The organism is Streptomyces sedi (genome assembly GCF_006335015.1).
Classification (GTDB): domain Bacteria; phylum Actinomycetota; class Actinomycetes; order Streptomycetales; family Streptomycetaceae; genus Streptomyces; species Streptomyces sedi.
The window spans coordinates 24,188-46,832 of the sequence record NZ_VDGT01000025.1 but is presented as its reverse complement, the minus strand read 5'-3'; the positions used below and the strand labels follow the sequence as shown (position 1 = coordinate 46,832).

Here is a 22,645-nt window from a genome sequence, read left to right as displayed (position 1 = left end):
GGGGGCGGCACCGTGGCGGAGCCGAGGGAGAACACGGCGCCACCCACGCGTGCGGACACCCCCGAACCGGGAACCATCGGGTCACAGACATATATGGAGGGCGCCCCGTGTCCCTGGTACCTGAGCACGCGAGGACCGACGTCTGGCCCGGCCACCCCCAGCCCCTCGGCGCCCGCTTCCGGGTGGGCCCCGACGGCACGGAGGGCACCAACTTCGCACTCTGGGCCGGCGGCGCCGAGGCCGTCGAGATCTGTCTCTTCGACGACGAGGGGCGCGAGACCCGCCGCCATCTGGAGGAGTTGACCCACGAGATCTGGCACGGCTTCCTGCCCGGCGTCCGCCCGGGACAGCGTTACGGCTACCGGGTCCACGGCCCCTGGGACCCGTCGGCCGGGGCCCGTTGGAACCCGGCCAAGCTGCTGCTCGACCCCTACGCCCGCGCCGTGGACGGCGAGTTCGCCCTCCCCGACGCCGTCTACGCCCATGACCGGCACCACCGGCCCGCCGAGCGCGCCGACACCGTGCGGGACGACCACGACTCGGCGCCGCACGTGCCCAAGGGCGTGGTGGTGCACGACGCCGACGCCTGGATCGACGACCGCAGGCCCAAGACGCCCTGGCCCGACTCGGTCATCTACGAGCTGCATGTGCGCGGCTTCACCATGCGACACCCCGGCATCCCGCCCGAGCTGCGCGGCACCTACGCCGGCCTCGGGCACCCGGCCGCGATCGAACACCTCGTCCAACTCGGCGTGACGGCCGTCGAGTTGCTTCCGGTTCACCAGTTCGCCCACGAGGACCACCTGTTGCGCAGGGGACTGGTCAACTACTGGGGTTACAACTCCATCGGCTACTTCGCCCCGCACGCCTCCTACAGCGCTTCCGGCACCAGGGGCCAACAGGTCGGCGAGTTCAAGAACATGGTCAGGGCCCTGCACCAGGCCGGCATCGAGGTGATCCTCGACGTCGTCTACAACCACACCGCCGAGGCCGGCGAGGGCGGCCCCACCCTCTCCCTGCGCGGCATCGCCAACCCCGGCTACTACCGCCTCGCCGAGAACCCGCGCCACTACGCGGACTACACCGGCTGCGGCAACACCCTCCATGTCGTCCAGCCCCAGGTGCTGCGGCTGATCACCGACTCGCTGCGCTACTGGGTGCAGGAGATGGGCGTCGACGGCTTCCGCTTCGACCTGGCCGCCGCGCTGGCCCGTTCCTTCCACGACGTGGACATGCTCTCCCCGTTCCTCGCCGTGATCGCCCAGGACCCGGTGCTGCGGCGGGTCAAGCTGATCGCCGAGCCCTGGGACGTGGGGGACGGCGGCTACCAGGTCGGCGCGTTCCCCCCGCTGTGGACGGAGTGGAACGACCGCTACCGCGACACCGTCCGCGACTACTGGCGGGGCGCGCTGCCGGACGTGCGCGACCTCGGCTACCGGCTCTCCGGCTCCAGCGACCTCTACGCCTGGGGCGGCCGACGGCCCTACGCCTCGGTCAACTTCATCACGGCGCACGACGGCTTCACCCTGCGCGACCTGGTCTCCTACGAGCGCAAGCACAACGAGGCCAACGGCGAGGAGAACCGCGACGGCACCGACGACAACCGCTCGTGGAACTGCGGCGCCGAGGGCGAGACGGAGGACCCGGCGACCAACGCGCTCCGCCGCCGTCAACTGCGCAACCTGCTGACCACCCTGCTGCTCTCCACCGGGGTGCCGATGCTGGTGGCGGGCGACGAGTTCGGGCGCACCCAGGGCGGCAACAACAACGGCTACTGCCAGGACAACGAGACCGGTTGGGTGGACTGGTCGCTGCCGGCCGACCCCCACTGGCGTCCGCTGCTGGACCTGACCCGGCGCCTGATCCGGATGCGCCGGGAGCATCCGGTGCTGCGCCGGCGCGCGTTCTTCTCCGGGCGCCGGCAGGCGCCCGCGGGGATAAGGGACCTCGGCTGGTTCACCGCCGACGGCCGGGAGATGACGGGGGAGGACTGGCACTCGCCGAGCCGCACGGTGGCGATGTACCTCTCCGGGCGGGACATCCCGCAGCGCGACGCGAAGGGGCGGCCGGTGACCGACGTCAGCTTCCTGGTCGTGCTGCACGCGGGCGAGGAGCCGACCGACTTCCCCCTGCCCGGACCGCCGTGGGGCTCCGTCTACCGGCTGCTGCTGGACACCTCGCGCGAACTCCAGGACGCGCCGCCCGACTCCACCCATCTGGGCGGGACGACGCTGCGCGTCCCGGAGCGGGCGGTGCTGCTGCTGCGCGTGGAGCCGACGACACCGGAGATCCGCGCGGGGGCGTGAGACGGGGGCGCGAAACGGGGCGTGGGATGCGGAACGGGGGCGCGCACCGCCTGTCGCGGTGCGCGCCCCCGTCCGGCCCCTCGGGGCCCGTCGTCTCAGCGCCGGCCCGGCGGCTGACCGCCGTACGGGGTCTGACCGCCGTACGGGTTCGGGGTGCCGTACGGGTTCGCGGTGCCGTGGGGCTGCGGGTTTCCGTGGGGCGAGGGCGGCTGGCCGCCGTGGGGCGCCGGCGCCGGACCGCCGTACGGGGCCGGCTCGCCGTAGGGCGCGTGCGCCGGCGCGGGAGCGCGGAGGTCAGCGCGGCGCACCGTGCGCACGCCGGCCGCCTGACCGATGGTGTCCCCCTCGCCGAACGCCACCATCACGACCAGCAGCACATAGCCCACCAGCCACCGGCCGACGGCCCGGAACAGCCCGACCCGCCCGCCGTCCTTCGCGCGGATCACCACCAGACCGGTCAGCAACTTGCCGACGCTGCCCCGCAGCACCCACATGCCGAACACCTGGTTGACGAAGCCGACCGCCACGATGTAGCCGGCGACGGTCAGCACATGCTCCCCGAGGTCGACCGAGCCGTCCTCCAGCTGTCTGACGATGAGAAAGCCGCCGAACGTCGCCACCAGTATGTCGAGGAACGTCGCCAGGCCGAGGCGTCCGCCTCCGGCTTCCTTCGGTATCAATGCCATCTCCCGTCACGGGTGTCACAAGTGCGCCCCCGACGCTACGCGCCCCCCGGCGACGGCCACGTGCCGGGCACGTCACGAAACCTCGACGTTGGCGGCGTTGGCGGCGCTGGCGGCGGTGACAGGGGGGCGGGAACGGCGACGGCGCGGCGGGCGAGTCCCCCCGTTCAGGCCGTTCAGGACGCGGCCGGCGCGTCCGTGAACCGCCCGCCCTCGGCGGCCAGCAGCACCAGCCGCGCCGGGGGCGCGAAACGCTCGCCGTACCGCGCGGCCAGCTCGGACGCGCGGGCCGCCGCGCCGTTCACGCCGCCCGGGAAGCCGTTGAGGTACTGCAACACGCCCCCCGTCCAGGCGGGGAAGCCGATGCCCAGCAGCGAACCGACGTTGGCGTCGGCGACCGAGGTCAGCACCCCCTCCTCCAGGCAGCGCACCGCGTCCAACGCGGGGGCCAGCAGCAGCCGGTCCACCAGGTCCTCGAACGGCGGCGCCTCCTCGACGCCCGCCGCCGGCCCGAAGTGCTCGGCCAACCCCGGCCACAGGCCGGCCCGTTCACCGTTCTCGTACACATAGAACCCGGCACCGGTCGAGCGGCCGGCGCGGCCGAACTCGTCGACCATCCGGTCCAGCACCGCGTCCCCCGGGTGCTCCGGCCACACCCCGCCGGCCTCCTCGACCGCCCGCCGGCTCTCCTGCCTGATCCGGCGCGGCAGGGTCAGCGTCAACTCGTCCAGCAGCGCCAACACCTTCGCCGGATAACCGGCCTGGGCCGCGGCCTGCTCGACGGTGGCCGGCGCCACGCCCTCGCCGACCATGGCCAGCCCCTCCGTCAGGAAGTGCCCGATGACCCGCGAGGTGAAGAAGCCACGCCCGTCGCGCACCACGATCGGCGTCTTGCCCAGCGCGCGCACCAGGTCGAACGCGCGGGCCAGCGCCGCCTCCCCGGTGCGGGCGCCCACCACGATCTCGACCAGCGGCATCCGGTCGACCGGCGAGAAGAAGTGCAGCCCGACGAAGTCCTCCGGGCGGTGCACCCCCTCGGCGAGCTGGGTGATCGGCAGCGTCGAGGTGTTGGAGCACAGCAGCGCGTCCGGCGCCACCACCTCCCGCACCTCCTGGAAGACCTTCCGCTTCAGCTCGGGGTCCTCGAAGACGGCCTCGATCACCACATCCACGCCGGCGACCTCGGCGACCTCGGCGGTCGCGGTGACCCGCCCCAGCACCTCGTCCCTGCCCTCGGCGCTCAGCCGCCCGCGCTTCACCGCGCGGTCCAACACGTCCCGCACGGCGTCCTTTCCGCGCTCCGCGGCCTCGGCCGTGACGTCCCGCAACACCACGTCGAGGCCGGCGACCGCGCAGGCGTGCGCGATGCCCGCGCCCATCATCCCGGCGCCCAGCACCGCGACCCGGCTCGCGGACCGGGCGGGAACGCCCTGCGGACGCGCACGACCGGAGTTGACCGCGCGCATATCGAAGAAGAACGCCTGGATCATGTTCTTGGCCGTCTGGCCGACCACCAGCTCGGTGAAGTACCGCGCCTCGATCACTGCCGCCGTCTCCATGTCCACCTGCGCGCCCTCGACGGCTGCCGCCAGGATGTCGCGCGGCGCGGGATAGGGCGCGCCGTTCAACTGCTGGCGCAGCCGCGCGGGGAACGCGGGCAGCTGCGCGGCGAGCTTCGGATGGCTCGGCGCACCGCCCGGAATGCGGTAGCCGGGGACGTCCCAGGGCTGCGCGGACTCCGGGTGCTCCTCGATGAACGCCCGCGCGCGGGACAGCAGTTCGGCCTGGTCGGCGGCGATCTCGTCGACCAGTCCGACCTCGACGGCCTGCCGCGGCCGGTAGCGCCTGCCCTCCAGCAGCACCTTGACCAGTGCGTCGGCCAGTCCGAGCAGCCGCACCGTGCGGACCACCCCGCCGCCGCCCGGCAGCAGGCCGAGTGTCACCTCGGGCAGCCCGAACCTGGCCTTCGGCGCGTCCAGCGCGATCCGGTGGTGGCAGGCCAGCGCGATCTCCAGGCCCCCGCCGAGCGCGGTGCCGTTGAGCGCGGCGACCACCGGGCGGCCCAGCGTCTCCAGGGCGCGCAGGGCGCGCTTGACCCGCAGGCTCCGCTGGAAGACGTCCTCGGCCAGCTCCGGGGTCGCGGCCAGCAGGTCGTTGAGGTCACCGCCGGCGAAGAAGGTCTCCTTGGCGGAGGTAACGACCACTCCGCGCAACTGGTCACGTGAACTGACCAGTTGCGCGACGGCGTGCTCCAGCGAGTCGATGAACGCCGCGTTCATGGTGTTCGCCGACTGCATCGGATCGTCCAGGACCAGGGTGACGACGCGCCCGGCGCCCTCCCGTTCCTCGGCGTCCCACTCCAGGCGGACGGTGTCGCGTTCCGGTGCGGTGAAGGAGGCGGGCTGCGCCGACTCCTGCGGCCCAGGCGGGGTGGCGGGCGCGGGCGGGGTGGTGGACATGGGGCTTACTCCTCGGACGGCTGGGACAGCTCGGTCGGCTGGGACGGCTGGGACGGCTCGGTCGTGCGGAATGAGGGAACGGGGGCGGGGCGGGTGGTCAGAGACGTTCCAACACGGTCGCGACCCCCATCCCGCCGCCCACGCACAGCGTCACCAGCCCGTACCGGCCGTCCCTGCGCTCCAACTCGTCCAGCAGGGTGCCCACGATCATCCCGCCGGTGGCGCCCAGCGGGTGCCCCAGCGCGATGGCGCCGCCGTTGACGTTCACGATGTCGTGACTGATGCCCAGCTCCCGGACGAAGCGCAGCACCACGGCGGCGAACGCCTCGTTGATCTCCACCAGATCCAGGTCCTTGACCGTCAACCCGGCCTTGGCCAGGGCCTTTCTGGTCGCCGGCGCCGGGCCAGTCAGCATGATCGTCGGCTCGGAACCGGAGACCGCGGCCGACACGACCCGGGCGCGGGGCCGCAGCCCGTACCGCTCGCCGGCCTCCCGCGAGCCGACCAGCAGCAGCGAGGCGCCGTCCACGATGCCCGAGGAGTTGCCCGCGTGGTGGACATGGTCGATCCGCTCCAGCCAGTGGTACTTCTGGAGCGCGACCGCGTCGAAGCCGCCCTGCTCGCCGACGGCCGCGAACGACGGCCTCAGCTTCGCCAGCGACTCCCGCGTCGTGCCGGGGCGCGGGTGCTCGTCCCGGTCCAGCACCAGCAGCCCGTTGCGGTCGAGCACCGGCACCACCGAACGCGCGAAGCGGCCGTCCTTCCAGGCCGCGACCGCCCGGTTCTGGGACTCGACGGCGTAGTCGTCCACGTCCGCGCGGCCGAAGCCCTCGACGGTGGCGATCAGGTCGGCGCCCACGCCCTGGGGGACGAACCCGGTGGTGTAGCTGGTCATCGGGTCGTGCGCCCAGGCGCCGCCGTCGGAGCCCATCGGCACCCGCGACATCGACTCGACGCCGCCGGCCAGCACCAGGTCCTCCCAGCCCGAACGGACCTTCGCCGCAGCGAGGTTGACCGCTTCGAGGCCGGAGGCGCAGAAGCGGTTCTCCTGGACGCCGGCCACCGTTTCCGGCAGTCCGGCGGCCAGCGCCGCGGTGCGGGCGATGTCGGCGCCCTGGTCCCCGATCGGGGTGACCACGCCGAGCACGATGTCGTCGATCGCCGCCGGGTCGAGCTCCGGGAAGCGGCGTCGGATCTCATGGATCAGCCCGACGACCAGGTCGACCGGCTTGACCTCGTGGAGCGAACCGTTGGCCTTGCCGCGCCCGCGGGGGGTGCGGACGGCCTCGTAGACATAGGCGTCGTTGCTCAACGTCGGAGCCCCTTTCTGGGGAGGTGCGGGGTACGGGGAGGGGGTCGGGACGAGTGGTGGGGACGAGTGGTCGGGACGGGTGGTGGGGCCGGACGGTCGAGGACCGGTGAGGCACGGTGGTGGCCGGTGATGAAGTGGTCAAGGGAATGATCGGACGAGGAGACGACCGGTGCGACTCAACTGGTCAAAGTGGTCGGCCGGTCATTTCAACAGCGAGCGGCCGATGATCTCCTTCATGATCTCGGTGGTCCCGCCGAAGATCGTGCCGACGCGGCTGTCGGCGAACGCCCGAGCCACCCGGTACTCGGTCATGTAGCCGTATCCACCGTGCAGTTGGAGGCAGCGGTCGGTCACCCGGTTGGCCAGCTCCGTCGCCCACCACTTGGCCATCGAGGCGTGCACGGTGTCCAGCCCGCCCGCGTTGTGCTCCATCACGCAGCGGTCGACGAACGTCCTGGTCACGGCGGTCTCGGTGGCCAACTCGGCGAGCTGGAACCGCACGTGTTGCAGCTTGGCCAGCGGTCGCCCGAACGCCTCCCGCTCCTTCACATAGCCGACCGTCTCGGCCAGCACCGCCTCGGCCGCGGCGATCGCGCCCACCGCGATGGTCAGCCGCTCCTGGGGCAGCCGCGCCATCAGATGGGAGAAGCCCCCGTTCACCTCGCCCAGCAGGTTCTCCCTGGGCACGGCCACATCGGTGAACGACAGCTCGGCGGTGTCCTGGGCGTGCATCCCCAGCTTCTCCAGGTTCCGCCCGCGCGCGAAGCCGGCCATGCCGCGCTCGACGACCAGCAGGCTCAGCCCCTTCGCCCCGCCCTCGGGCGTCGTCCTGGCCGCGACCACCACCAGGTCGGAGAGGATGCCGTTGGAGATGAACGTCTTGGCGCCGTTGAGCAGATAGTGGTCGCCCCGGTCCTCCGCCGTGGTGCGAATGCCCTGGAGATCGGAACCCGCCCCCGGCTCGGTCATCGCGATGGCCGCGATGGTCTCACCCGCACAGAAACCGGGCAGCCAACGACGTTTCTGCTCGTCGGTGGCCAACTCCGTGAGATAGGGGCCCACGATGTCGTTGTGCACCCGGAAGCCGGGACCCGTCGCCCCGACCCGGGCCAGCTCCTCGGCCAGCACCATGGGGAAGCGGAAGTCCCGCGAGCCGCCACCCCCGTACTCCTCGGGCACCGCCAGGCCGAGCAGGCCCTGCGCGCCGGCCGCCCGCCACAGCGAGCGGTCCACCGCGCCCTCGCGTTCCCACCGCTGGTGGTGCGGCAGCACCTCGCGCTCCACGAAGGCGCGCACGCTCTCGCGGAACGCCTCGTGCTCCGTCTCGAAGATCTCCCGACGCATCTCGCAGCTCCCCGTCTCTCTCGGCTCGCCGGCCGGTGCCGTACCCACCGTCGCCGCCGTCGCACCGTGCCAACCTGTGCCCACCCGTGCCGCCCGTTCGACTGGTCAACCCGTTCGACTGGTCAAGCGTGCAGCTGGTCAACCGTTCAACTGGTCAACTCGTTCCTCGCGCCGTGGCCGCACCGCGGCGCCCTCACCCCCGGACCTCGCCCTCGTCCCCGGCGCGCAGCGCCGCGACGCCCCAGTCGGCGGCCACCTCCGCGGTGTCCGCGCCGGGGCGCGCGGGCGCCCGGCGCAGCGCCCCCGGCGTGCGCGAGAAGCGGGGCGCCGGCGCGGGTTGGGTGAGCCCGTCCGCCGTCACCAGCGTCCCGCGGGCCGCCAGATGCGGGTGGAGCGCCGCCTCGCGCAGCGAGAGCACCGGTGCGACACAGGCGTCCGTCCCCTCGAACAGGGCCGCCCACTCGTCCCGTTCCCGCTCCTCGAACCGCGCCGCGATCAGCGCGCGCAGCTCCGGCCAGCGGGTGATGTCGGCACGGTCGGGCGCCCCCTCGGGCAGCGGCAGCAGCCGCGCGAACTCCCTGTAGAAACGATCCTCCAACGCCCCCACCGCCATCCAGCCGCCGTCGGCCGTGGCGTACACGGCGTAGTAGGGGCAGCCGCCGTCCAGCAGGTTGGCGCCGCGGGCCCCGTCCCGCCACGCGCCGGCGCCCAGCAGGCCCCAGAGCATCGTGCCCAGATGCGCGGCGCCGTCGACGATCGCGGCGTCCACCACCTGGCCCTCGCCGCCGCGCGCGACATGGAGCAGGGCGGCGAGCACCCCGCTGACCAGGTAGAGAGAGCCCCCGCCGTAGTCACCCAGCAGGTTGGCCGGGATCGCCGGCGGCCGGTCGGCCTCACCGATCAGGCCCAGCGTGCCGACCGTCGCCAGATAGCCGATGTCGTGCCCGGCGCTCGCGGCCAGCGGGCCCTCCTGGCCCCAGCCGGTCATCCGCCCGTAGACCAGGCGCGGATTGCGCGCGAGCGCCTCCTCGGGGCCGACCCCGAGCCGCTCGGCGACGCCGGGCCGGAACCCCTCGACCAGCACGTCCGCCGCCGCCACCAGTTCCAGCACGGTCGCCGCGCCCTCGGGCGCCTTCAGGTCGACGAGCACGGAACGCTTGTTGCGGTTGGTGACGTCCCGCGCGGGGTCGATGCCGATGGGCTGCCCGCCCGGCCGGTCGACGCGGACCACGTCGGCACCCAGATCCGCCAGCAGCATCGTGGCGAAGGGCGCGGGGCCGATGCCGGCCAGCTCCACGACCCGCACTCCGGTCAGCGGCCCAAACGCCGTGTCGCTGCTGGTCATCGGGCTCCCCGCCGTCGGCGAACGGTGGCCGCGGCGCCACCCCGTTCCGCGATGTTACGAACGGGTAGCCTCCCGCGCAAGGCACCTCCGCCGCCGACCGGTGCGGGGCCGCCGGGCCGCCGCCCCCACGCGGAGGATGCGGCGGGCGTACCGCGCGGAAACTCACCTGACCACGTGACCAACCAGTGCCCGTCCTACTGGTAAGCCACCGGCGGATCGGGGCCGGGGGCCGAGGGGATCGGCCGGAGCCGGTCGGGGAGGCTCAGCGGGCCGCGCGCGGGCCGGGGACGCCGCCGGAGACGGGGGAGACGGGGGCCTCGCGCGGCGCGGGGAAGCCGGCGGTGGACTCGCGGATCATCAGGTGGTGAGGGACCACCAGTTCCTTCGGTGGCTGGCGTCGGCCGTTCGGCGAAGCCGTCGGGTCCTCGGCGCCGTCCGCGACCGGGGCGTTGGACTCGGCTATGCGCGCGATCAGCATCGCGACCGCCTCCGCGGCGATCGCCGTCTTGTCGGGCGCCACCGTGGTCAGCGTGGGCACGTTGAACCGCCCCGCCTGCACGTCGTCGAAGCCGATCACCGCCACGTCGTCGGGGACCCGCAGCCCGTGCTCGTGGAGCGCGCGCATCGCGCCGATCGCCATCTGGTCGTTGAGCGCCAGCACCGCGTCGAACGCGAGGCCGCGGGCCAGCGCCTCGTGGGTGGCCTCGGCGCCGAAGGGGGCGGCGAACTGCCTGACGGGCGCCACCAGTTCGGGGTCGAACGGGACGCCGGCCGCCGCGAGCGCCGCCCGGTGGCCCCGGGTGCGGACCTCGGCCGTTCCCTCGCTGGGGCCGTTCACGCCGCCGACCACCAGCACGCGGCGGCGGCCCAGCGCCAGCAGATGGGCGGTGGCCTCGCGGGCGGCGGACGCGTTGTCGATGGCGACGTGGTCGGCGCGGTCGGCGTTCAGCTTCTCGCCGAGCAGCACCGTGGGCAGGGCGCCGCGGCGGGCCCTCAGGTCCTCGTCGACCAGGGCGAGCGGGCTGAGGATCACGCCGTCGGCGAAGTCGGAGCCGAAGCCGTCGAGCGCGGCGAGCTCGTGCTCGCGGTCGGCGCGGGTCTGGTGGACCAGTACGGTCAGCCCGTTGCGCGCGGCCTCGGTGATGATCAGGTTGCCCAGTTCGGCGAAGTAGGGAAGGTCCAGCTCGGGGACGACCAGCGCGATGATGCCGGTCCTGCCGCGCCGCAGGTGGCGGCCGGCGAGGTTGACGCGGTAGCCGAGGTCGTCGATCGCCTGCCTGACCACTTGACGTGTGCGGTCGGACACGTGGATGTAGTCGTTGATGACGTTCGACACGGTCTTCTCGGAGACTCCGGCGCGCTGCGCCACGTCCTTGATCCTGGGCCTCGCCACCCGAACCTCCCTCTTGCCCGGGCCTGATCGTACCCGCGGTGACCGACTGGTCGAACAGTGACCTTACGTGCGGAAACTCCAACAGAAAGAAACTCTTAGCAACCTCTTTACACACCTTCTTACATCGATGTAAGACGTACCAACAACCCAGCGTCGGGTGGGAAAGGTGCGAAATGAGCTTTGATCATTCCGGACATGGTGGCCGGCTCAGGATGGGGCGTCGGGGCTTCCTGCGGTGGGGCCTCGCGGGCGCGGGCGCGCTGGCGGCACCCGGGCTGCTGTCCGGCTGCGCCTCGCCCGCCTCGCCCTCGGGGGCCTCCTCGCTGCGGGTGTGGGACCTCTTCTCGGGCGGCGACGGCCTGTTGATGGACGAGATGATCGAGGCCGTCAGCACCGGGCCCGACGCCTTCGACGTGGACCGGACCATCCTGGAGTGGGGCGCCTCCTACTACACCAAGCTCGCCATGGCGGCGGCCGGCGGTCGGGCGCCCGAGGTGGCGGTGCTGCACCTCTCCCGGATGGCCGGTTACGCGCCGGGCGGCCTCATAGAACCGTTCGACCTGGATCTCCTGGCCGAGTTCGGCGTCGAGGAGGAGCACTTCGCGCCCGCGATCTGGGAACGCGCCCAGTGGGAGGGGGAGGTCTTCGCGATCCCGCTGGACACCCACCCCTTCATCGTCTTCTACGACAAGGAGATCGCCGGCGAGGCCGGACTCCTCGACAGCGAGGGCGAGTTGGCGCCCATCGGCTCGCCCGAGGCGATGTACGCGGCGAGCGAGGCGCTCGCCGAGGCGCAGGGCGGCAGCGGGGTCCTCTTCGGGCACATCGCCGACGAGGCCCAGTGCTGGCGGCTCTTCAACGGGCTCTACGCCCAGACCGGCGCCGTCTGGGAGCTGCCGGACGGGGGCGAGCCGCAGGTCGACGAGGAGGCGGCCGTGCGGGTGCTCACGTTCATGACCGAGATGTTCGACGGGCGGCGCAACCCCAACAACCTGGACTACATCGGCGCGATGGCCGCCTTCCAGGGCAGCAGGGGCGCCATGATCTTCGCCGGGGAATGGGAGCTGCCCAACCTGCGGATCACGGACCGGCCGTTGGGCGCCGCCCCGTTCCCGCAGATCTTCGACCAGCCGGCCGTCAACGCCGATTCCCATAGCTTCGTCCTACCCCGCCAGGAGCGAGTTGACCAGGCCCGGCGCAGGGAAGCCCACCGTTATGTGGCCACCATGTTGAAGGCGAGCTACACCTGGGCCTCGGCTGGTCATATCCCGGCTTACCAGCCGGTGATCGCCGAGGACCGCTACGCCGAGCTGGACCCGCAGGCCTCCTACGCAGGCGCTTCCGAGATCGCGGTGCTCGACCCGCCGAACTGGTTCACCGGTTCCGGGTCCAACTTCCAGAACCAGATGACGCAGCCGATGTCGGCGGCGCTGCTCGGCAACACGTCGCCTGAGGCGGCCGTGGCCCGGATGATCAGCGCCTCCAAGTCCCTGCTCGACCAGCCCAACCCGGTCGCGTGACGAGAGGCAAGGAGTGTCTGACGTGAGCACCACCACTTCGCGTGCCAACGCGACCGAGGACGGCGGCGCCCCCGAGCCTCGCCCCGCGTCCAGCCCGGCCGCCAGGGAGCGCCGCACCCGCTCCACGGGCTGGCTCTTCGTGCTGCCCTTCGCGCTCGCCTTCGGCCTGTTCATGGTCTGGCCGATCGTCCAGGGCCTGTGGATGAGCTTCACCGACGAGTCGTTGACCCTCAACGGCACCAACTTCGTCGGCTTCGACAACTACGCCGAGGCGTTCGGCGACCCCGACGTGTGGAGCAGCCTCGGGAACACCGTGTTCTTCACGGTGATCACCGTGGTCCCGCTGGTGGTCGTGGCCCTGGGCATGGCGCTGCTCGTCCACTCGGGGCTGGCCGGCCAGTGGGTGTGGCGGCTGGCCTACTTCGCGCCCTTCCTGTTGCCCGTCACGGTGGTCACCCTGATCTGGCAGTGGCTTTACCAGCCGGACCTCGGCATGGCCAACCAGTTGTTGGACACGTTGGGCATGGAGCCGATCGGCTGGCTCTCCGACGAGAAGTTCGCGATGTGGTCCATCGCGGCGCTGACCGTCTGGTGGACGGTCGGGTTCAACTTCCTGCTCTATCTGGCCGCCCTCCAGTCGATCCCCGACCAGCTGTACGAGGCCGCCGCGCTGGACGGCGCCGGGGCCTGGCGGCGGCTGTTCTCCGTCACGCTGCCGCAGCTCAGCCGCACCACGGCGCTGGTGGGGATGCTCCAGGTACTCGCCTCGCTGAAGGTCTTCGACCAGATCTTCATCCTCACCAAGGGCGGACCGAATAACTCCACCCGCCCGATCCTCGAATACATCTACGACGTCGGCTTCACGGGCTACCGGCTGGGCTACGCCTCCGCCATCTCCTACCTGTTCTTCGCCCTGATCATCATCATCTCCATCGCCCAGCTGCGGTTCTTCCCGCGTCAGGAGGGCTGACCGTGTCCGCGACGACCACGCGTCCCCGTCTCCACCCCGCCGGAGGCCCGCTGGACCGGCGCCGCCGCCCGAAGTCCGCCGAGCCGGAGGGCGCCCCGCTGCTGCTCGGCCACGGCCGGCTGCCGAAGGTACTCGCCAGCGGCGCGTTGATCACCTTCGCCGTGCTCTGGCTGCTGCCCTTCGTATGGGCGATCGCCACCTCGTTCCAACAGGAACAGGACGTGGCCAAACCCGGGCTCAACCCGATCAAGGGCGCGCTGACACTGGAGCCCTACCGCGTCATCCTCGAACGCGGCAACGTGCCGATCTGGGCGTTCAACAGCATCCTGGTCGCCGTGCTGGTCACCGCGATCACCATCGCGATCTCCACGCTCGCCGCCTACGGGCTCTCCCGCGGCACGTTCCGGGGCCGGAAGCTGCTGCTGGCGCTGACCGTCTCCTCGATCATGGTCCCGCCGCAGCTGCTGATCGTGCCGCTCTTCCAGGAGATGCTGGCGTTCAACCTGGTGGACACCTACTGGGCGGTCATCCTCCCGCAGGTGGTCGCCCCGATGATGGTCTTCATCCTCAAGCGGTTCTTCGACGGCATCCCGCGCGAGCTGGAGGAGGCCGCCCGCATCGACGGCGCCTCCGACCTGCGGGTCTTCTGGTCGATCGTGCTGCCGCTCTCCCGGCCGATCGTCGCCGCCGTGTCGGTGTTCGTCTTCATCGGCGCGTGGAACAACTTCATGTGGCCCTACATCGTCACCAACGACCCGGCGTTGATGACGCTGCCGGTCGGCCTGGCCACCGTCAAGGACGCCTACGGGGTGGTCTACGCCCAGAGCATGGCCTCGGCGCTGCTGGCCGCCGCGCCCCTGATCATCGTCTTCCTCTTCTTCCAACGCCGCATCGTCAAGTCCGTGGCCACCACGGGCCTGGGCGGTACCTGATCGTCGGGCGCGTCCCGGAAGGGGAGCGGCCCCGGAGCCACCGGGGCCGCTCCCGCGCCCGCACCACGAGCACGACCCGCGCGCTGCGGAACCTCGCAACGCGAACGACCCATCTCACTGGAGTTCCTGTGCCTTCCCCCTCCGCCATCCCGCGGCCCGAGTACCCGCGGCCGCAGTTCGTCCGTGGCGACTGGCTCAACCTCAATGGCACCTGGCAGTTCGAGTTCGACCGCGGTGACAGCGGAATCGACCGAGGACTGGCAGAACGTGACCTCAACGGCGAGATCACTGTTCCCTTCTGCCCGGAGTCGGAGCTTTCCGGCATCGGCGAGACCGACTTCCTCGAAGCCGTCTGGTACCGGCGCACCGTGACCGTCCCCGCCGACTGGGCCGGCCGCACCGTGCTGCTCCACTTCCAGGCCGTGGACTACGACACCACCGTCTGGGTCAACGGCACCGAGGTGGTCCGCCACCGGGGCGGGTTCACCCCCTTCACCGCCGACCTGGGCGACGTCGCCACGGCCGGCGAGGAGATCACCATCGTGGTGCGCGCCCGGGACCCGAAGAACGGTCCGCAGGCGCGCGGCAAGCAGGCCATCCGCTACGCCAACACCGACTGCCACTACACCAGGACCACCGGCATCTGGCAGACCGTGTGGTTGGAACCAGTGGCCACCGACCACCTCAAGCGGCCCCGGATCACCCCCGACCTGGCGGGCTCCGCGTTCCACCTGGAGCTGCCGCTCTCCGGCAACCGCCCGGGCTACCAGGTCCGCGCCGTCCTCAGCGACGCCGACGGCGAGGTGGCCTCCGCGACCGCCCGCGCCGACCTCGACCTGGCCCCGCGCCTCTACCTGCCCGTCCCCGCCGAGCGCCGCCGGGTGTGGAGCACGGACGACCCGCACCTGTACGACCTGCGTTTCGAACTCCTCGACGCGGACGGCACCGTGGTCGACAGCGCCGACAGCTACGCCGGGCTCCGCTCGGTCGGCATCGACGGCAAGGCCATCACCATCAACGGCAAGAAGGTCTTCCAGCGACTGGTTCTTGACCAGGGCTGGTACCCCGACGGCCTGATGACCGCCCCCAGCGACGAGGCGCTGCTGCGCGACATCGAGCTGTCCCTGGAGGCCGGTTTCAACGGCGCCCGGCTGCACCAGAAGGTGTTCGAGGAGAGGTTCCTTTACCACGCGGACCGACTGGGCTACCTGGTCTGGGGCGAGTTCGGCGACTGGGGCTGCAACCTCGGTGGCCGCCCCGACGACCGCCAGCAGCCCGACGCCTCCTACGTCTCCCAGTGGCTGGAGGCCGTGGAGCGCGACTACTCCCATCCCTCGATCATCGGCTGGTGCCCGTTGAACGAGACCTTCCAGGAGTTGAACGACAGGATTGGTCAACTTGACGTCATCACCCGCGGGATGTTCCTGGCCACCAAGGCCATGGACACCACCCGCCCGGTGCTCGACGCCTCCGGCTACTCGCACCGGGTCCCGGAGACCGACGTGTGGGACTCCCACAACTACGAGCAGGACCCGGCCAAGTTCGCCGAGCAGGTCGGCGGGCTGAGCAAGGGCGAGCCGTACGCCAACTTCCACGAGGCGTCCAAGCCCTGGTCGCTGCCCTACAACGGACAGCCGTACTTCGTCAGCGAGTTCGGCGGCATCTGGTGGTGCCCCGAGACCGCCGCCGAGGCGCGCGGCGACGACCGCGCCGAGTCCTGGGGCTACGGCGACCGGCCGCGCGACGAGGAGGACTTCCAGGTCCGCTTCGCCGGGCTGACCGGGGTGCTGCTGGAGGACCCCGACATGTTCGGCTACTGCTACACGCAGCTGACCGACGTCTTCCAGGAGCAGAACGGCGTCTACCGCTTCGACCGCTCGGTCAAGCTCGACGTCGAACGGGTCCGCGCGGCGCAGCTGCGGCCGGCGGCCATCGAGGACGGCGAGGAGTGACGCGCTGACGTCCTGGACGCGCCGACGTCCTGACCGGCCCCGCGCCCGCGCCCGTGCCACGCACTCCGGCGCGGGCGCGGGGCCGTCTCCGCGTCCGTGTCCGTGTCCGTGTCCGCTTCCGGCTCCGCTTCCGGCGCGCCGCGGGGCGTGCGCGTCCACGGTCGCGCCGGCGCGCGTCCGGGCAGACTGGGACCGTGGAACGGGTGATGACCGACGACGGGGTGCGGCTGTGGACCGAGACGACGGGGCCCTCCGGCGCCGCCGTCCGCCCGGTGGTGCTGCTGCACGGCGGGCCAGGGCTGTGGGACCAGCTGCGGCCGGTCGCCGCACTCCTCGAAGCCGACGGGACGGTGCACCGCTTCGACCAGCGCGGCTGCGGCCGTTCGGACCCCTCGGACGACCAGCGGATGGCGCGCGCGGTCGCCGACATCGAGGCGCTGCGAAGGCACTTCGGCCATGAACGGTGGACGGTCATGGGGCACTCGTTCGGTGCCACGCTGGCCCTCGCCTACGCCTGGACGCACCCGGAGCGCGTCGCCTCGCTGGTGGCCCTGAGCGGTACCGGTCTCGGCGAGTGGCGCGCCGCCTACCGGACCGAACGCGACCGCCGCGCGACGGCCCGGGAGCGGGCGCGGCTCGCGGAGTTGGCCGGGCTGGCTACGCGATCCGCCGCGGAGGAGCGGGAGTTCAGGACGCTGTCCTGGTGCACCGACCACGCGGACCGGGCGCGGGCGCGGGAGTGGGCGGCCGAGGACGCCGCGGCGCCGCACGCGATCAACTGGTCGGCCAACCGGCGCCTGGCCGCCGAGGCCGACGGCTGGTCGGAGGCATGGGTGCGTGCCCGCTGCCGCCGGATCACCGCCCCGGCCGCGGTCGTCCACGGCGCCGGCGACCCCCGCCCGGCCGGGCCGGCCTCCGCGCTGGCCCGGGCCCTGCCGCGCGGTCGCTTCCACCTGCTCCCGGCGGCCGGTCACCAGCCCTGGCGCGAACAGCCGGAGGAGCTGGGGGAGTTGCTGCGGCGGGCGGTGGCGGCGGGGGCGGATGCCGACCGCTGGTAAGAGATACCGCCACGGGTAACGGATACCGCCACTGGTAACGGTTGGTGACCACTGGTAATAGTGGCAGCGACTGGTAAAGCGTCCGCGCGGTGAGCACCTAGGTACGGAGTGTGCCCCACAGAGGCGGCGCACTCAGCGTGAAAGCGGCGCGCAGGGGTGGTGTCGCGCCTGCGCCCTTTCATGCGCCCCGGGGAGGCGGGTTACGGTGCGTGCGGAACCGAGCACCAGGAGGTGGTGGCGTTGTCCCCGCAGATCCCCAGGCGCAAGCACCGTTCACCCGTAGGAGACGACGGACACCAGCCGGGCCGGCCCATCCCGCCGCCGCTGCCCGACGAGCCGGACCCGCCGCGCCGCGAGGAGGACACGTCGGAGCAGGACGACGCGTGACGACCGCCCCGGCCGAGGAGGGCGCGCAGGCCCGACTCCTCGCGCGCGTCGCCGACTTCCTGGGCCGTCCCGTGCCCGGGGAGTGGGCCCTGGCGCTGCGCGCCGTGCCCCGTCACCGCTTTCTGCCCGACCGGGTGTGGCTGCGGGACGGGCGCGGCGGCCACGCGCCGTGCGACCGGGCGCGCGAGCCGGAGCGCTGGTGGGAGGCGGCCTACGCGGACGCGCCCGTGGTGACCAGGCTGGCCCGGGAGCCGGACGGCGGGACGTACCCGCTCTCCTCGGCCTCGGCGCCCGGCACGGTCGTCGCCATGCTGGAGGCGCTCGACGTCCGTGCCGGGGACCGGGTGCTGGAGATCGGCACCGGCACCGGCTGGAACGCCGCGCTGCTGGCCGCCCGGGTCGGCGACGGCGGCGTCGTCACCGTCGAGGTGGACGCCGAGGTGGCCGACGGGGCGCGCGCCGCGCTGGCGGGCGCCGGGCGCACGCCCCGCGTGGTGACCGGCGACGGCGCCGAGGGCTGGCCGGCCGGCGCGCCCTACCAGCGGGTGGTGGCCACCTGCTCCGTGCGCGGGGTCCCGCCCGCCTGGCTTGACCAACTCGCCTCCCCGGGGCGGCTGGTGGCCCCCTGGGACTCGGCCTGGTGCTCCTACGGCACGCTCGTGGTGGAGACCGACGCGCACGGGGCGGCCACCGGCCGTTGGAATCCGGGCGGTTCCTACATGCCGCTGCGCCGCGCCGAGCCCGGTGCCAACGCCGGCGCCCCCGTGCCGGACCCGGTCCCGGGGGCCGCGGCGGAGGTGGAGGAGACGGAGGGCGCACGCCCCGAGTCGACGGCGCTCTCCCCGTGGGCCGTCGCCGGCGAGGACTACCAGGCGCAGTTCGTGATCGGGCTGCTGGCGCCGGGCGTCTGGCACGCGTGGGAGACGGGGGAGCGCCGGCCGGGCGTCCACGCCCGGTTGTGGGTGCGCGCGGAGGGGGACGCCTCGACCGCGCTGGTCGAGGTCGGGGCGGTCGGGGGGCGCACGACGGTGCGTCAGCGGGGCCCGCGGCGGCTGTGGGACGAGGTGTCCGCCGCCTGGCACTGGTGGCTGGCGGCCGGCTCCCCGGATATGACCCGCTTCGGTTACTCGCGGGACCCCGCCGGCGGCGGTTCCCGGCTCTGGCTGGACGCCCCGGAACGCCCGCTGCCCTCCGGCTCCGTCCGGCCGTGAGGCTCCGCGCCCCGGCTGTCCACCCGTCCGCTGACCTGTTTACCTGTTGGTTTACCCGGTGACCAGGAGCACGCTGACCACTCCGTACCCCCTGAGTGTCACGCCGAAGGTGCCGTCCGGGGCCAACGGCAGTTCGGCGACGGGGCGTTCGTCGGCAGTGCAGCGCAGCGCGCGGGCCCCGGGGGCGGTGGTCAGGTCGGGGTGGGGGAGGGTGACCTCCTGTTCGTCCTCGGTCAGGTTCTGGAGGCGGACGAGCAACCCCTCGCCGGTCCTGGCGGCGGCGACGGAGGCCTGGACGTGCGGCGGGGTCGGCAGGTCGAGCAGGGTCCCGGTGGCCGGGAGAGGGCCGGCGCCGTGCTCGTGGCGGTCGAGGCGGGTGACCTCGGAGGCGAGCAGCCCGTGGCGCAGGCGGCGGCCGAAGGCCCCGGCGGTCGCCGGGGCGAAGCGCGCGACCGGGGCGAACGCGTACCGCAGCGTCAGTGAACCGGCCTGCGACGGCGGGGTGTTGGTCGGCCAGTAGTTGTTCATCACCCAGGACAGGACCGTGCCGTTGGCCGGCGCGAAGCGGGTGGGCCAGGTCCCGCGCACGATGTCGCCGACCGTGAACAGCGGTGCGTCCGCCGAGCTCCACACCACGCCGGCGCCCTCGGGGCCGCCCTCCGTGACGGTCACCCCGTACTGGGTGGTCAACCACTCGTGGCAGGCGCCGGGGGTGTGGTCGACCGCCGGGTCGATCCAGCCCTGCTGGCGGTCGTAGTGGACGGTGGGCCGCTCGGCGGCGAACGGGAAGGCGACGTAGACGGACTCCTTGGAGAGCACGGCCTCCTTCTCCAGGGTGACCGTGACCTCCACCCGGTCGTCCTCGTCGCGCAGCAGCAGCTCGACGTCCATGGTCGGGATGTGGGGCGCGGAGCCGGCCCACCGCAGCCGGTGCCCGTCGTGGGTTCGGCGCACGCCCACCGCCCGGGTGGTCGCCGGGGTCACGGAGAGGGCCGGCGGGGGCGCCGGTGGCAGCCGGTCGTGGAGCGTGGTCCGACCCGCCGCGGTGGGAATCGGTGCGTACGCCTCCCCTTCATGTGCGTCCGCGTCCCCGTCGTGTGCGCCTGCGTCCCCGTCGTGGGGGTGGTGCCCGGCGAACGGGCCGCTGCCGTCGCCCCTGGTCAACTCCTCGGGTCCGTCGGCGACATGGAGCAGCTGGCCGAGCCGCCAGGGCGCCGCCGGGTCGAGCAGCGCGCGTCCGGACTCCCGGTGGACCAGTTGTCTGACCAGTCCGCTCTCCTGGTCGAACTCGACCGACCAGCGCGGGGTCTCCAGCCGTTCCGGCGGCGCCGGCGGCTCGGTGAACGGCCGTGCCGCCGCCGGTTCCGCCTCCCTCGAACTCTCCGCCCCACCCGGCCCCACCTCGGCCTCGCCGCCACCCAGCGGCAGCACCCGCCAGCCGAAGGCCGGCACCTCGGGAACGGGGATACGCAGCCGGCGCAGCCCACCGGTGTGAACGGTCAGCACCTCCGCCGGCAACGGCCGATCCGCGCCGTCGAACACCACGGTGTCCGCCGGGAGTTCGACGACGACATCGCCGGAGACGGGCGTCGAACCGGGGTTGGCCACCAGCAGCGCGGGACCCGGAGTGGTGACCAGGTCGCCCAACTGGCTGAGCGCACGCCGGATCTCGTCCAGCGCGGTGCGGTGCGCGCGGTGAACGCGGCTGCGTTTCCAGTCGAGTTGGTCGTGGACCTGGTGCGCCTCCGGGTGGGCGTTGGCGTGCGACCAGGTGAAGGTGTGCTCGCAGCCGTAGAGCGCGTCGTCCCAGGCCCCGTCGAGCGTCCAGGTGCGCGGGGAGAGCCCGAAGCCGCCGCGCGCGAGCAGCGCGGTGAGCGCCTCGGCCGCCGGCAACAGGGCCTGCGTCAGGCGGTGTTCGGCGGTCAGGGTGGCCGCCGTTCCGGCGCCGTCCTCCCAGTAGCTGCCCCCGTCGCCCCGGTGCACCGGCAGCCGGTCGGCGAGCGGGCGGACCGCGTCCAGGTAGTCGGGGAGCGTGGAGACCACGAGTCGTGGCCAGTCGTAGACGGCGTTCCACCGGGCGACGAAGCCGTGGTCGCCGTCGGCCAGGTCCTCGTTGTCGGCGTGGGTGCCGATCAACGCCAGATCCGTAGGTAGGTAGTCGTCCCGTTCATAGCGTGCGACATAACGGTCGAACGCCTGGGCGCCGCCGTCCAGGGTCTGCGGATCGGCGGCCATGAAACGGAGCTGTGAGTAGGAGTCGGCGAAGTGGGTCAGCACCCGGGTGCCGTCGACGCCCTCCCAGAGGAAAGGGGAGTCCAGATGCGGCAGATCGCTGTCCGCGTTGCCGCCCCTGGCGTGGTTCATGATGCCGACGAAGCCGTCGAGCCCCAGCTCGGCGAGGACGCCGGGCAGCGCCGCGCTGTAGGAGGGCACGTCGGTCAGGTTGGCGTGCCGGACCGGGACGCCGTGTTCGGCGCGCAGCCGGGCGGCGACCGTGGCGGCCCGGTAGCTCTCCTCCAACGAGGCGAGGCCGGAGAGGAAGAGGCTGTGGAACGCGTTCACCGCCATGCGGCCCTCGCGCAGCGCGGCCAGCACCCGCTCGGCGCGTCCCGCGTCGCGGCTGGCGAGGTACTCGGCGACCACCATGGCGCCGTCCACGCTGTAGGCGAACTCCGGGTCGCGCGCGCCGGCGGCCAGCGCGCGGTCCAGGTTGCGGTTGTGCAGCTCTATGACCTTGGCCTGGTAATCGGTGAAGCCGATGTCGAGGTGGACATGGGGGACCAGGTGCAGCGTCCACTTGCGGGCCGGGAAGACCTCGGCCGCGGTGGCCGGCCCGCCGTCCAGGCGGACCTCGGCCGCGACCGGCGTCGACCGGTCGCCGTCCGGGGCCGGTTCGGGGACGGGGAAGCGGATGGTGAGCTGCCCGAGCTCCCGACTGGCTGCCAACGGCACGGTGGACAGGTCGAGTTCGGCCCGGTGGTCGCCGACGCGCACCAGGGCGCGGCGTGGAGCCGGCCGTCCCGGGGCCAACTCCACGGTGAGGTCGAAGAGTTCGCAGGAGACGCCGTCGAGGGTCCGGTAGAACGGGGTCGCGCGGAGGTGCGCGGTCGGCGCCTCGGGGGGTGGCCCGGCGGGTAGTAGTCGGAGACAGTCCCAGGTGAAACCGCTGCCGAACCAGTTGCCGTACTGCTCGCGGTGGCGTCGGCGTTCCTCGGCCGGCGGCCCGTCGCCGTCCAGCGCGCCGGGCAGCGTGGTGGTGACCGACAGCCGGTGCCGCCCAGGGGGCAACCAGGCGGCGGGCAGGGGGACTTCGACGAGGGCGTGTCCGTTGATCGGGGACTGGCCCCAGACCTCGGCGCGGCTCTCCCGCACGATGCGGGGCCGGAACCCGCCCCGGTGCCGGCCGTCCAGCTCGATGGCGAGGTCGGGGCAGGGGCCGTGCGAGGCGAAGAGGAAGAGCTGCAACAGCCAGCCCCCGGCCGTCGGGTCGGCGCCGTCGGCCGGGGAGCCGGGCGCGGGCTCCGGCACCGCGAAGTCGATCTCCAGCCGGTGGCCGCGCCAACCGCCCTGGGCGTCCCAGGGGCCCGGGTGGAACGCGGGCCAGACCTCGGCCGGGTCGTCGGCGCCGACCTCGAAGGCGATGCGGGGCGTCGCCTCCCCGGTGGGCCAGGAGCCGCCGAACTGTTCCGGGCCCAGTCCAGGGGCGCCGACGGACCAGAGGGGGTGGGAGGAGGAGAGGGCAGCTGCTTGGCGCATCGTGGTGCTCCATGTGC

The 22,645-nt window shown here is 72.8% G+C and carries 15 protein-coding genes; 8 read left to right on the top strand and 7 right to left on the bottom strand.

The features are described from left to right. Nucleotides 1-89 precede the first annotated feature (89 nt). Nucleotides 90-2,306, top strand: coding sequence for a glycogen debranching protein GlgX (gene glgX / locus FH715_RS25090; RefSeq protein WP_139649314.1), 2,217 nt, complete (start codon nucleotides 90-92; stop codon nucleotides 2,304-2,306). Between the two features lie 95 nt (nucleotides 2,307-2,401). On the opposite strand, the gene FH715_RS25085 is transcribed toward glgX, so the two are convergent. The 6 genes from FH715_RS25085 to FH715_RS25060 all read right to left on the bottom strand — a co-directional run bounded on the left by FH715_RS25085 (nucleotide 2,402) and on the right by FH715_RS25060 (nucleotide 10,842). After that, entirely contained in the window at nucleotides 2,402-2,992 is a 591-nt protein-coding gene (locus FH715_RS25085) for an RDD family protein (RefSeq protein ID WP_139649213.1), read from the bottom strand. A 173-nt stretch (nucleotides 2,993-3,165) separates the two neighbouring features. After that, a complete protein-coding gene (locus FH715_RS25080; protein WP_139649211.1) occupies nucleotides 3,166-5,448 on the bottom strand; it encodes a 3-hydroxyacyl-CoA dehydrogenase NAD-binding domain-containing protein in 2,283 nt (760 codons plus the stop codon). 97 nt (nucleotides 5,449-5,545) lie between these two features. Then, nucleotides 5,546-6,760 (bottom strand): acetyl-CoA C-acetyltransferase, encoded by a 1,215-nt coding sequence (locus FH715_RS25075; RefSeq protein ID WP_139649209.1) that lies wholly within the window; start codon nucleotides 6,758-6,760, stop codon nucleotides 5,546-5,548. Between the two features lie 201 nt (nucleotides 6,761-6,961). Further along, on the bottom strand, nucleotides 6,962-8,104 hold the full coding sequence (locus FH715_RS25070; protein WP_139649207.1) for an acyl-CoA dehydrogenase family protein: 1,143 nt from the start codon (nucleotides 8,102-8,104) through the stop codon (nucleotides 6,962-6,964). Nucleotides 8,105-8,297: 193 nt separating this feature from the next. After that, nucleotides 8,298-9,449, bottom strand: a complete 1,152-nt coding sequence (locus FH715_RS25065; protein WP_139649205.1) for a CaiB/BaiF CoA transferase family protein — start codon at nucleotides 9,447-9,449, stop codon at nucleotides 8,298-8,300. Nucleotides 9,450-9,711: 262 nt separating this feature from the next. Beyond that, nucleotides 9,712-10,842, bottom strand: a complete 1,131-nt coding sequence (locus tag FH715_RS25060; RefSeq protein ID WP_139649203.1) for a LacI family DNA-binding transcriptional regulator — start codon at nucleotides 10,840-10,842, stop codon at nucleotides 9,712-9,714. Between the two features lie 173 nt (nucleotides 10,843-11,015). Here FH715_RS25060 and FH715_RS25055 point away from each other — a divergent pair, with 173 nt between their 5' ends. The 7 genes from FH715_RS25055 to FH715_RS25030 all read left to right on the top strand — a co-directional run bounded on the left by FH715_RS25055 (nucleotide 11,016) and on the right by FH715_RS25030 (nucleotide 18,872). Further along, nucleotides 11,016-12,362: an extracellular solute-binding protein gene (locus FH715_RS25055; protein WP_139649201.1), complete on the top strand. Its 1,347-nt coding sequence runs from the start codon at nucleotides 11,016-11,018 to the stop codon at nucleotides 12,360-12,362. Between the two features lie 13 nt (nucleotides 12,363-12,375). Then, entirely contained in the window at nucleotides 12,376-13,332 is a 957-nt protein-coding gene (locus FH715_RS25050) for a carbohydrate ABC transporter permease (protein ID WP_425472775.1), read from the top strand. Nucleotides 13,333-13,334: 2 nt separating this feature from the next. After that, nucleotides 13,335-14,264 carry a carbohydrate ABC transporter permease gene (locus FH715_RS25045; RefSeq protein WP_211367765.1) on the top strand — a complete coding sequence of 310 codons (930 nt, stop codon included), beginning with the start codon at nucleotides 13,335-13,337 and terminating at the stop codon, nucleotides 14,262-14,264. Nucleotides 14,265-14,392: 128 nt separating this feature from the next. Next, nucleotides 14,393-16,216: a glycoside hydrolase family 2 protein gene (locus FH715_RS25040; protein WP_139649199.1), complete on the top strand. Its 1,824-nt coding sequence runs from the start codon at nucleotides 14,393-14,395 to the stop codon at nucleotides 16,214-16,216. Nucleotides 16,217-16,410: 194 nt separating this feature from the next. Continuing rightward, entirely contained in the window at nucleotides 16,411-17,274 is an 864-nt protein-coding gene (locus FH715_RS25035; protein ID WP_139649197.1) for an alpha/beta fold hydrolase, read from the top strand. Between the two features lie 240 nt (nucleotides 17,275-17,514). Then, on the top strand, nucleotides 17,515-17,661 hold the full coding sequence (locus FH715_RS28390) for a hypothetical protein (protein ID WP_170184815.1): 147 nt from the start codon (nucleotides 17,515-17,517) through the stop codon (nucleotides 17,659-17,661). Continuing rightward, nucleotides 17,658-18,872, top strand: coding sequence for a methyltransferase domain-containing protein (locus tag FH715_RS25030; protein ID WP_170184814.1), 1,215 nt, complete (start codon nucleotides 17,658-17,660; stop codon nucleotides 18,870-18,872). The genes FH715_RS28390 and FH715_RS25030 overlap by 4 nt, the downstream gene beginning before the upstream one ends. Before the next feature lie 51 nt (nucleotides 18,873-18,923). On the opposite strand, the gene FH715_RS25025 is transcribed toward FH715_RS25030, so the two are convergent. Beyond that, nucleotides 18,924-22,628: a glycoside hydrolase family 38 N-terminal domain-containing protein gene (locus FH715_RS25025; protein ID WP_139649193.1), complete on the bottom strand. Its 3,705-nt coding sequence runs from the start codon at nucleotides 22,626-22,628 to the stop codon at nucleotides 18,924-18,926. Nucleotides 22,629-22,645: the final 17 nt, after the last annotated feature.

What these genes read in the sequence shown, in the direction of transcription:
- FH715_RS25055 (WP_139649201.1), top strand. Translation starts at nt 11,016, where the DNA reads ATGAGCTTTGATCATTCCGGACATGGTGGCCGGCTCAGGATGGGGCGT.
- FH715_RS25025 (WP_139649193.1), bottom strand. Translation starts at nt 22,628, where the DNA reads ATGCGCCAAGCAGCTGCCCTCTCCTCCTCCCACCCCCTCTGGTCCGTC.
- FH715_RS25065 (WP_139649205.1), bottom strand. Translation starts at nt 9,449, where the DNA reads ATGACCAGCAGCGACACGGCGTTTGGGCCGCTGACCGGAGTGCGGGTC.
- FH715_RS25070 (WP_139649207.1), bottom strand. Translation starts at nt 8,104, where the DNA reads ATGCGTCGGGAGATCTTCGAGACGGAGCACGAGGCGTTCCGCGAGAGC.
- FH715_RS25080 (WP_139649211.1), bottom strand. Translation starts at nt 5,448, where the DNA reads ATGTCCACCACCCCGCCCGCGCCCGCCACCCCGCCTGGGCCGCAGGAG.
- FH715_RS25085 (WP_139649213.1), bottom strand. Translation starts at nt 2,992, where the DNA reads ATGGCATTGATACCGAAGGAAGCCGGAGGCGGACGCCTCGGCCTGGCG.